Genomic DNA, 9948 nt, shown 5'->3' with positions numbered 1-9948 from the left:
GTTGGGGGTGGAGAGGTTGGGGGAGGGGGTGGAGATGCCTAGGTTGGTTAGGCCGTGATCTTTGAGGTCGGAGATAATTAACTTGCTGTTTCGGAGGGGGCTTCTGGACTTCAGCTTCAAGTGCTAGGGCGAAAGTAGTGATGCTCAAACGAAGATCGATTGTGGTTAGTTTCGACCGACAGCGATCATCCAGAACAGCCGCCTCTGGCGTGGGTAGGAGCGACAAGTGGCTACGATTTCTGATTTCGGTTTCGCCACCGTCAACGCTTTAGCGCCGTGCTGTCTGGTGTATTGCGGGGGGCACCTTACAGATGGGTCATAGCATGCCTGAAAAAAAATGTAGCTTCCTATTTCAAAAAGCTGGCAATGTGCAATCATGGGCGTTCAAAGGACTGCAACGTTATGGTGATTCATGCGAGTTAAAGATGTATATCTGTCAAAGTTGTATGGAATTTATAATCACCATATATACTTAGATAATGATGGTCTTACCATCATTCATGGGCCAAATGGTGTAGGCAAAACAGCCGTACTTAAATGTTTAAAGTTTATATTAGATTGGGATTTGGTCGCGCTCTCGAAGATACCATTCCGGCTCTGTCGCATCGAGATGGACAATGGTTTGGTAATTACAGCTCAGCGCCAATCTAAATTAGCAGAAAATAAAACTGGCGTGTTTACCGGTGCTGTTGATGTAACCTTCCAACGCCCCGATGGTTCAATCGAACATGCTCAGGGTCTCGATACTAAAATGCTAGAGTTCTCGGAAAGCGTTGCCGAGTCCAAGCCTTGGCTATCTAAGCTAAAGAAAGGTTTATGGAGGGATGTACGTGACGGAACACTTGTTGAAGCTCATGATGTAATTGCTGAGTATCTTCCCGGCGCGAAGAAAAAGAAAAGGGCTAATTCGGCATACTTCGATAGCGTCCGCAATACTCTGTCGGTAAAAATCATTGATACGCACAGATTGTCTGGGCTTGCAAGTGAGGCAAATGGTGGTGCGAAGATTTTAGAATGCGTTAGTGATATGGTTAAACAGATTAAAATTGTTAATGCTGAATATGCGAAGCGAGCGCAGGAGCTTGATCAAACCTTTCCCCATCGATTGATTATGGAAAATCAGGCGACATATAGTACCGCAGAAGTAAAACAGCGCTTGCTTCGATTTGAAACTCGGCAATCCCAATTGAGCACTATTGGGCTTTTAGCATCTCTGGAAGGGCCTGTGCTGCCGTCCGATATTGACGCTCTGTCGGATGCAAAGCTCGAGGCGATAAGCCTCTTCGTTCAAGATAGTGAGAAAAAACTCGACTCATTCAATGAGCTTGCAATTCGCTGTTCAGCACTTCTTAAATTGATCGAAAATAAATTCACAAACAAGAAACTGGCAATCCGTAAGGATGAAGGCTTGGTTGTGTTGGATTCTTTTAATGGTCATCCCATACCTATCGAAGCGCTTTCCTCCGGGGAGCAGCATGAGATAGTGATAACGTACGAACTTTTGTTCAAGACTCCCGCGAATACTTTGCTATTAATTGATGAGCCCGAAATTTCATTGCATGTCGCTTGGCAAAAGACTTTTATTGAAGATCTGAAGTACATGTCCAGCATTGTAGGTTTCGACGCTTTGGTAGCGACGCACTCACCATTTATCGTTGGTGATCACTACGAAATTATGCAAGCGCTGGATGATGGAGATCGTGGGGAATGATTTGTACAAGGGAAGTCGGAGATATAATTTCAGAAATAAACATGACTATTGCTGCCGAGCCAAAAACAATTTTTTGGCTTTTGGAGGGAGTGACTGATATTAGGTTTTTCAAGCCTAGAATCGGTGGCGATACAAGTTTAATTGATTGCAATGGTAAGTATAAGCTAATTGAGGTTGTAAAACGTATTAACTCCAGCAAAACCCTGCAGAATATTCGGGCCATGGGTATCGTTGATAACGACTATGACTGGCTTACAGGCTATCTTCTTCCAGATAATGTAATTTCAACAGAGCCGCGAGATCTTGAAGGCGTTTTGCTACGAGCCAATTGCATCGAGAATGTTTTGGCGGAATACGCAGATGCCAACGCAGTTAGGCATTTCACAAAAATGAACGGATCAGTAGTAGATGCAGTCTTGAGTCGGGCAATGATATTTGGGAAAATTCGAGCGGCTAATAGTTTGACCGCTAAGGTAAGTCTGAAAGAGTTTAAGCCTATTCAGTTCTTTAGAGAAAACTGGACCTATGACGAAGATGCAGCTTTAGCTCGCGCTGTTCGATTAGGTGTCTGTAGTAGTCTTGAAGATCTCAGGGCTGTTATCGCTAATTTACCTGAAGTCCCCGCATGGCACTATGTCCGCGGGCATGATGCAGTTGATATTCTTTGCGGTGGGTTGCGATCTGTACTTGGTGGCCGAAAGGGTGTGTGTGCTGCTCATATTGAGCCCGTCCTCAGGCAATCATTTAGTGATGAGGATTACTTGAAGACCGAAATATATAGATCTTCAAAGTTATGGCATGAGCAGAAAGGGCTAGAGTATCCTTGTCGCTTGTATCCATAAAACAATTAAAATGGGGGTGATTTATTTCAAAAAAATAAATCAGCCCACTTTTTAGTTAAAAAAACCATTTCGTAGTTGGGCTGATTGATCGTTTTTACATAAAACCGGAGCCTCTCACTGGAGCACCAAGAGCGACACCGTCCCACAGAGGATGATGGAAGTCTGGTCCGCTGGCTCCTAGATCTGAAATGTCATGACATATTTGATAACGCGCGCCGTCAGACGAAATCAATTCAATGCTGACTAGTTCATAAGTATTAAAAGCATAGTTAAAGTCAGATGGCAGCTTGAAATCGATAGGGTGGCTTATATTAATTGGCAGAATCCGCCCTGGGTCGAGAAGGCAAGAAGTTATCTCGGCATCGTACAAAATCGTGAACGATTGATTTGATCTCATATGCCCGCGCTTATCAGGTCCTCTGAGAATCTCAACAGATTTTACATATAGTGCCTGTTTTCCGGTGTTGCTTAATGTGTATCGAAGATGTCTTATCGCAGGGCTAATAAGTCGATTCTTAGGCGTGTCGTAAATATTGTCTCCAAGTTGCGCTAGAACTGACTCAGGTGTAAATGTTCTTTCGAGAAGTATCAGCATCGCGCTGGAAGGTTTGTGCAGTTGAGAAAAATATAGCGCTGCGAACGAAACAAGCAATGCGCCGCCTGAGAGTGCTAATGTCATTAAATCTTTCGCTTCCATCTATAAACTCCATTTGCACCCCGCTATAAGCAAAAAGGGGGGGGGCTAACTTTTTTCTATTTCAAAATGGCAATGAATAATAAATGCTGGGAAGTAATTTTTTAATATCTATAGCTGAAAATAATGGTTTTGATCGATTTTGTACAAGTAAATTGGTTCTCTTTTGCTCTCTTTTTTTGTTTTTTTGCTTAATCATTTTTTAATAATCTTACAAGAAATGGGGGCGGATTTACTTTCGGAAAATAAACCCGTCCCCATTTTCAGTAGAATTGCTAATCCGCGCTTGCTTTCTTAGCAATTCCCTCAAGGTTTTCTCGAATCTTATTTAATGCAGCATCTAATCCTCGTTCCCAGAGAACTGAAGGGCTGGCAACTACAGTTTTCCAGGAGGCGCTTTGATACTCCCACTTTATCTCACTGGTATCAATTTCTGTTTTGTTCCAGCCTTTTTGAGTAAGCGAGGCGGTTGAAGATAAGATCATAATTTCGGTATGTGAGTGAATTAACCCTATGTATGTCCTGTAAGAGGGTAGTGAGGGGTTGTTGGAATCTAAAGAAATTACTACGGCCTCAATCGGCAGTGCTTCGGTAGATATAATAAAATAAGGACGACTCCTTTCTACCGTAAAAGCCTTTCCTGTATCGCCATACCCCAATAAGTTCATTGGGTTGCTTATTTTAGCTGTGTACGTCTCATGCTGTATATCAATAAAATATTTTTTTCCCAGCCTTGATTTTCTCCAAAAGCGGAAAACAACTTGGTCTGCGGGAGGTCTACAAGTTTTAAGCTTGTTAGAATCGTTTTTTTGTAAAATTTGCTTACTAACGTATCTGAGATTTTCTTGCTTGCTAGTAAATCAAAGCTAGTCTCTACCGCTGCAATTGCATCTGCGTGATCTACATGATTAGAGTCATTCTTTGAAATCTCATACTTCAGTATCTCCTCTATATTTTTTTCATTATTAAGTGGAGATAAGTCAATGATCCGTGCAGCACTTAATTCACGCATTTCTTCTGTGACTGCGCTGAATGTCTCTAGGCCGGACCCCTGATTAACAAAGTATGGAGTCTGGCTAGGGATTGATGAGAAAGCATCTGCCAAAGCAGCTTGAATATCTCTGTAAAGAATATCGCCGGTTTGTTTTGATAATGCCGACTCTATCCACGCAAAAGGGGACTGATCTATTTTTAGATTTTTTCTATAAAATAAATCAGTCCCCTTTTGATTCCTTTTGATTCTTTTTATTAGTCCCCTTTTTATTTGCACGATCCCAGTTGCATGCAGATCTATTGCTTGAAGCACTTTTCGTTGTGATAGGTGATGAACCGTTGGTCAATCACATGTTCGGAAACCTCGGTGATGTCTTCAATACGTAGGCTGCGGGCGCCATAGTCAAGTTCGACGTGACAATTCGGACATAAGCATATGAGGTTTGCTTCGATATCCGGCCCATTATGTGGTGCGCCGAGCGGTTGAAGATGATGCGCCTCTGCATAAAATAGGCCGGTCGGTAACTCGATTGAATGCTGGCATAGCTGGCATTTGTAGTCGTGTAGTAGTTTTATACGTCGGGAGAGGAGGCTATCGCGGATGATGCGGCTCACTGTGGTTTCTACGCGACCCGGTGGCTCTGTTAAATCAATCGCTGGCGGGGTAGGAGGCGGTGGATCATTCGCTATAAATTGTGCCCAGTCGAACTCCTTCGCTTTCCTGATTTCGCTTTCCCACCACGGGTAGTCTTCGTCTCTTCGACCGAACAATTTGAAGTAGCCTGGTCCGGGGCGCATCTTCTCGGGGTCGCGATCGATAATTAACCCTGTAATTGCAGGCAGCTCCAATTCAGCTGTCCAAGCTGCCAAATTATTCAAGCCTTGCGCCTGCAAGCTTTCGCCAAATGTTCCGCGCTCCATCGCTAGCCCTAGATCATCGTGAATTTTTTTGTACCCCACATAACCCTGTGGTCTGCCTGGCGTTATCTGTGGGAGCTTGCCAACGAGATAATTCAATAGAATCCGTCCTTGGCGGTCGAGTGTCATGTACCAATCTCCTTGAAGGTTGTCGTATCGTGCCATGCACTGTATTACAGCAAGAGGAATTTTCCTATTGAGGCAATTTCCATATCGTGTTATGCGTCGGACGGTTCGGCTGAAAAAATTTGCTGAGAGAGCCTGGGTGTCGTTCGCTCCCGCCAAATTTGTAGGCCATTCGAACAAAAAAGGGGAAAAAAAGCGGACCAAAAAAAGGGGGGCGATCTATTTTTTAGTCATTTTTTGAAAAATAGATCCGTCCCTTTTCTAGTCCCCTTTCTACTTACCTTCTCAGCCTCCGCGGTATTACACAGCGCTATTCGCCTTTCGATGCCTGAGAAAGTAGACTCCTCATCTGTTCCTTGGCAGCGTCCGTGAAAGCCATTATTGGACGGGCGACTTCGATTTTGTCCCCAAACTTTATGGAGTATTTTTTTAGGTACTCGGGGTCAATTGATTCTATATACCGATAGCAGTTCTTGTGGTACTCCTTGAGCCCCAGGGAGAGTTGTTCATGCGCGTGAGCGTACACGAAAGTGTCAGACTGTATGAATTGCCAGTCATTGTTTTCCGATGCAAGCAGTTTTATTTCGTCGTGGCTAGTTTTTTTGTAGTATATCAATAGGTACTTTGGTGAAATAGGCAGCGCGATAAAGTCCCAGTCCACAACGGGGATGGCCGGAGAGTGTCCAAGTTGCGACGTGGATTTACCATCGTAATTTCTTTGGATGACAGGTACATCCCCAATAATAAAGCTATTGGCTGGATCTTTAAAGAACATTACAGTCATGTCTTTTTTGGCCAGCAAAGACTCGTATAGGCCCACTCCTTTTAAAATGGAGTTCAGGAAGTCAGCTTGCAAGTCATTTTTAATTACTGAGTAATCCCCGTTAAAAGCAACTGAAATATCTTCTTCGAATTCTTCTAATTGTTTAAGCGTAACCGGAACTCTCAAGATTTGTGCGGAAACGAATCTTCGTAAGTTTCTATGATCATCGGATGTCAATGTATTGATCGACGCGCCACGTATGATATTGTCTATGGCAACTATACCTAAGTCGTCAATTTCACCAAAAAAACTTTTTTCGATACATGGTCCTTCATTAGCATACCTGTACAAATATTGCTGCCTAGCTACTTTCCCTATGCTACTGCTTAGGGGCTTTCCTGAGTTTTTTTCAATGAAGTTGATCTTCTTCTTGTTTTTGTCGAATGAAAAATTTCTGAGTAAGCCTTGGGGTATGTAATGGTGCTTTTTTGGTGTTGACATAAATCTGTGCTTCCATGTCTGATTGTGTCGTGTGAACAAGAAAATTGTAGTGCATTAAACTAATGCGAACAGTAATCAAAGAGCCGTCTATTTGTCCAGCCTTTGGGGATAATAAACCTGGCATGCCGCCATTAGAGAGTATTGCAGTGGAGTTGCGATAACCATAGATGGAAAAAGGGGGCGAGGGAAAAGGGGGCAGATTTATTTTCAGAAAATAAATCAGTCCTCTTTGTTGAAAGCGGACGCTCATGAGCGGCCGCTCCCGACCCATTGAAGAATAATAAGTGGTTTATAAAAGCAGTATTTCTAGGTGGGGGTGTAAATTTGCTTTAAATCTTGTAGTCGTCTGTGCTCGTCTTTTAGTTCAGTGCTTAGTTCATATTTTACATCGTCTGCCATTTCTATAACCTTTGGTAAAAGGTCGCTGCGTAGAGTTTGTAGTTCATTCCAGAACTTAATAAAGTCCGGATCACTGCCGTCGCACTTCAGGTTGTTAAGTTGGGGGTTGGCCGTCAGGAAGTTTCGGATGTTTCTATTCATATCAAGAAGGATTTTCGAAGCTGTCTCTCCCGGCTTCATTTGCCCTCTTGCGTTAGTGATTCGTGAGCGAATTTCAATAAGTGACTCTAATACCTGATCTGGGTGCTCGACATCCAAGGCCTCAAAAAAGACTCGCTTTCCTTCGAGGAAGCCCAAAAAACTAATGCTCTGGGCTATGTTTCGGCTGCGAGCATACAATTCAAAGTGCACTAAATCGAAATCTTTTCCAACTAGTTTCTGGACGAACTCTGAATGTGTTTTTTTCCATTCGTTTAGCATGGCTTCTGTGTAAAAACTCTGATCGCCATCAATCTTGTCATGGCAAATTTTGCAAAGCCAAATGCCATTAGTTGCCGATTTAAGATCGTCGTTCGTTAACGCCGTGCTTGGTCGTGGGCCTGTCGCACTTGCTGCATTAATATGCGCCGCTTCTGCGATTGCCCTAGCTTTGCCACTGGAAGTTGAATAGGAGGTGAATCTGCAACAAGTTGGATTGGAGCAAAACAAATGAGCCTCAAATGCTATTTGTTTTACAGTGTTAGGTGAAAAATTTACGCGTTTATTTTTTGTTGGTTTTTTTTGGTTCTTTGGTTTTTGTGTTGAGGTTTTGTTTGCGGGAGAACTATTTTTTTGTGCCATAGTGGTCGCTGTAATCGTCTTGGTGGTGATTTGAGTTTTGGATAATTAAATTCGGTGTCTCCGGTTTGTGGGCATTAATACGTTTCTGTTTTTTAAGGGGTCTTGGAGTGTAAATATATAGGTCTATTAAAAATTAGCGCATGTCATGTTTTTCTTGGGGTTTCTCTAATGTAAACAAGGCGACTACCGCCCAATCTAAAAGAGTGAGACTTTAACGTGGTTTTTACAGATGATTCCCATTCGAAGTTTATGTAAGGAAATCTTTTGGTTAGCGTAAAATCTTCGTCAAATGTAAAAAACATTTCAGGAATGTTTTTTATGGGTTTGTATTTCAATAGAATCTTTGATCTCTCCCACTCCTGTCCAAGATTGCTAATGACATTCAAGGCGGTTATTGCCTGCTCATAGTTGGATAGTTTAGATCTAAGAATTTTTGCTAATGATAATTTTTCATTTTTTCTCAATCTGGATGACTCAATGAAAACGTAAGCTGAATATAGGTTTCTGAAGTAGTGGGATAGTCGGTTTTGATGGCCTGAATATGTTTTTTTTGAATCTTTATTTGATCTTTTTGCTTCAATTATTGCGTCGTTTACTTTCTTTATTTCTTCTTGATTGTAGTGTTTTAAGGCCTTTGTGGTAACTACGTGAGGGCCAAAAAAAGTATACGTGTATGCGATGTCTATTCGACTGTTAATGTCCCATTCAGCGCCGTTAATGGATACTGCTTTTGTAATCCTGTATATCGCGTAGAACTCACTTAATACAAGAACAAGGGCATCTCTTCCTTTGAATCCATTAACTTGCATGGAGGACACGATTTCTTCGTGGGTCCTTAACATTTCAGCGAATACTTGATATGTCTTCGATCTATACTCGGTATGTCGCGTTGCTCGCCACGTAAGAAACACCGCAATTAGAGTGAATGCGCCAATCAAAGTGCCCCAAAAGCCACCTATATAGTCACCAAGTAGGCCGTAGTATTGCATGGCGTCTGTTTTGGTGCCGTCGACGAAGCTGGGAATTATTTTACTTATATCCATTTCTGTTTCTCTGCTATTGACTTAGTAAAAGTTTCGAAAGTTCATATGGCCTTTCGTTATCGTGTATTGAGGTACATGCCCTGCCTAGCAAGCCTCGGGGAAAAGGGGGGGGCGGAAAAAGGGAACTGATTTATTTCAATGGCTTGTCCCTTTGCTTTTTTAACTTACGTCACCGCTATTTAGCGTCTGAAGGCACATCCGGACATTCATCGATCCACCGCGTAACCGTCATGTCTTCAAGCTGCTCACCAATGGTGTCGACGCGTAAACAGGCACCTTTCTTTGAATAGAACAGGATGCAGCGCGAGCTATCAAACGAGCAGGTGTCGAGTTCCAGGAAATTCCGAGCGGCCAGCTCGCGCTCGACTCCACTGTATTCATAGCTATCGTTGGTGTGCATCCGGGTTGGCTTCCATCCTTGTTTGATCAACTTGGACCTGGCCGACAACAAGGGCTCATCGACGGCGATGCCGGCTGGCCCATATTTGTCGTTTGGCACTTGCGGGCCACCGGCAAACGCCAGGCTTGTAGCCGTGCAATAGATTGCGAGCAGCAGGAGGGCCGGGGTTTTCATTTAGTCGTTCCTCCAGCTGATTTGTAGCTCGCCAAAAATTTTGGATACTCGGCGAACGGTTGAGGTGGGTAGTGGTTTTTCTTGCCTGGCCCTTCCGGGAGTGCCGCCCACCTTGTGGCCGCCTTCGGCATTGCACCCGGAATGTCTCCGGCCTTGATTTTGTCGATCACTCCGAGGGTGCGAAGAATGTCGACGGTAATAAGGTCCTGGGTATGGGGCGAAAAGTCCGTCAGTCCCTGTTTCTCGCCGTACTCGCGCCATGTGGTAACGTTGATTTGATACAAGCCCGATGCCGTAGTTTTTCCGCCGTAGCCGGCGCCCGGGTGGGTGGACTCGTCAGTGAACGTCCATTTTCCGGTTTTAAAACCCTCGGCCCAGCCATGACCGTATTTCGCGTGATAGTCACCGCCTTCGGCTTCGCCAATGGCGAACAAGTAGGCTTTGACGTTTTTGTCCTTTAAATACTCTTCGTTCTCGGCCCGTCGTTTCTGTTTTTTTGCGTCCAGCTCTACAGTTTTCGGGGTTTCGTCTTTGACGGGCGTCACCGCTCTGGTGGCGACGGGAGACATCTTCCGGCCATTTCTGCTTACGACTTCAGCCATGC

General features: G+C 43.8%; 12 protein-coding genes. 2 read left to right on the top strand and 10 right to left on the bottom strand.

Features of this window, described 5'->3' with window-relative positions:
* Positions 1-412: 412 nt before the first annotated feature.
* Together CAF77_RS06785 and CAF77_RS06780 are read left to right on the top strand one after the other, a co-directional pair.
* The gene (locus CAF77_RS06785; protein ID WP_085654198.1) at positions 413-1711 is read left to right on the top strand and encodes an AAA family ATPase; all 1299 of its coding nucleotides are present in this window, start codon (positions 413-415) and stop codon (positions 1709-1711) included.
* A gap of 41 nt (positions 1712-1752) precedes the next feature.
* The gene (locus CAF77_RS06780; protein ID WP_170928925.1) at positions 1753-2553 is read left to right on the top strand and encodes a DUF4435 domain-containing protein; all 801 of its coding nucleotides are present in this window, start codon (positions 1753-1755) and stop codon (positions 2551-2553) included.
* 94 nt (positions 2554-2647) lie between these two features.
* Here CAF77_RS06780 and CAF77_RS28865 read toward each other — a convergent pair whose 3' ends face one another.
* The 10 genes from CAF77_RS28865 to CAF77_RS06750 all read right to left on the bottom strand — a co-directional run bounded on the left by CAF77_RS28865 (position 2648) and on the right by CAF77_RS06750 (position 9946).
* On the bottom strand, positions 2648-3250 hold the full coding sequence (locus tag CAF77_RS28865) for a hypothetical protein (protein ID WP_139831567.1): 603 nt from the start codon (positions 3248-3250) through the stop codon (positions 2648-2650).
* A gap of 272 nt (positions 3251-3522) precedes the next feature.
* Positions 3523-3915: a hypothetical protein gene (locus CAF77_RS28860; RefSeq protein ID WP_139831566.1), complete on the bottom strand. Its 393-nt coding sequence runs from the start codon at positions 3913-3915 to the stop codon at positions 3523-3525.
* Between the two features lie 8 nt (positions 3916-3923).
* On the bottom strand, positions 3924-4553 hold the full coding sequence (locus CAF77_RS28855) for a hypothetical protein (RefSeq protein ID WP_139831565.1): 630 nt from the start codon (positions 4551-4553) through the stop codon (positions 3924-3926).
* Entirely contained in the window at positions 4538-5287 is a 750-nt protein-coding gene (locus CAF77_RS06775; protein ID WP_218190057.1) for an HNH endonuclease, read from the bottom strand. Before CAF77_RS06775 ends, CAF77_RS28855 begins: the two co-directional genes overlap by 16 nt.
* Before the next feature lie 307 nt (positions 5288-5594).
* Entirely contained in the window at positions 5595-6548 is a 954-nt protein-coding gene (locus tag CAF77_RS06770) for a DUF4238 domain-containing protein (RefSeq protein ID WP_085654195.1), read from the bottom strand.
* Positions 6457-6798 (bottom strand): hypothetical protein, encoded by a 342-nt coding sequence (locus CAF77_RS28850; protein WP_139831564.1) that lies wholly within the window; start codon positions 6796-6798, stop codon positions 6457-6459. The genes CAF77_RS06770 and CAF77_RS28850 overlap by 92 nt, the downstream gene beginning before the upstream one ends.
* Positions 6799-6854: 56 nt before the next feature.
* Positions 6855-7727: a hypothetical protein gene (locus tag CAF77_RS28845; RefSeq protein ID WP_139831563.1), complete on the bottom strand. Its 873-nt coding sequence runs from the start codon at positions 7725-7727 to the stop codon at positions 6855-6857.
* Positions 7728-7870: 143 nt separating this feature from the next.
* A complete protein-coding gene (locus tag CAF77_RS06760; RefSeq protein WP_256576134.1) occupies positions 7871-8536 on the bottom strand; it encodes a putative phage abortive infection protein in 666 nt (221 codons plus the stop codon).
* Positions 8537-8945: 409 nt separating this feature from the next.
* A complete protein-coding gene (locus tag CAF77_RS06755; protein WP_085654192.1) occupies positions 8946-9344 on the bottom strand; it encodes a hypothetical protein in 399 nt (132 codons plus the stop codon).
* Positions 9341-9946, bottom strand: a complete 606-nt coding sequence (locus tag CAF77_RS06750; protein WP_218190056.1) for a hypothetical protein — start codon at positions 9944-9946, stop codon at positions 9341-9343. Before CAF77_RS06750 ends, CAF77_RS06755 begins: the two co-directional genes overlap by 4 nt.
* Positions 9947-9948: the final 2 nt, after the last annotated feature.

The organism is Pseudomonas sp. R15(2017) (genome assembly GCF_002112685.1).
In the GTDB taxonomy this organism is placed as follows: Bacteria; Pseudomonadota; Gammaproteobacteria; order Pseudomonadales; family Pseudomonadaceae; genus Aquipseudomonas; species Aquipseudomonas glycinae.
Note: the sequence above shows the minus strand (reverse complement) of the source record. Positions and strands in the feature narration are given on the sequence as shown.

Excerpts from the sequence above, each read along its gene's own strand:
- CAF77_RS06785 (WP_085654198.1), top strand. The coding sequence starts at position 413 with ATGCGAGTTAAAGATGTATATCTGTCAAAGTTGTATGGAATTTATAAT.
- CAF77_RS06780 (WP_170928925.1), top strand. The coding sequence starts at position 1,753 with ATGACTATTGCTGCCGAGCCAAAAACAATTTTTTGGCTTTTGGAGGGA.
- CAF77_RS28865 (WP_139831567.1), bottom strand. The coding sequence starts at position 3,250 with ATGGAAGCGAAAGATTTAATGACATTAGCACTCTCAGGCGGCGCATTG.
- CAF77_RS28860 (WP_139831566.1), bottom strand. The coding sequence starts at position 3,915 with ATGAACTTATTGGGGTATGGCGATACAGGAAAGGCTTTTACGGTAGAA.
- CAF77_RS06775 (WP_218190057.1), bottom strand. The coding sequence starts at position 5,287 with ATGACACTCGACCGCCAAGGACGGATTCTATTGAATTATCTCGTTGGC.
- CAF77_RS06770 (WP_085654195.1), bottom strand. The coding sequence starts at position 6,548 with ATGTCAACACCAAAAAAGCACCATTACATACCCCAAGGCTTACTCAGA.
- CAF77_RS28850 (WP_139831564.1), bottom strand. The coding sequence starts at position 6,798 with ATGAGCGTCCGCTTTCAACAAAGAGGACTGATTTATTTTCTGAAAATA.
- CAF77_RS28845 (WP_139831563.1), bottom strand. The coding sequence starts at position 7,727 with ATGGCACAAAAAAATAGTTCTCCCGCAAACAAAACCTCAACACAAAAA.
- CAF77_RS06760 (WP_256576134.1), bottom strand. The coding sequence starts at position 8,536 with ATGCAAGTTAATGGATTCAAAGGAAGAGATGCCCTTGTTCTTGTATTA.
- CAF77_RS06755 (WP_085654192.1), bottom strand. The coding sequence starts at position 9,344 with ATGAAAACCCCGGCCCTCCTGCTGCTCGCAATCTATTGCACGGCTACA.
- CAF77_RS06750 (WP_218190056.1), bottom strand. The coding sequence starts at position 9,946 with ATGGCTGAAGTCGTAAGCAGAAATGGCCGGAAGATGTCTCCCGTCGCC.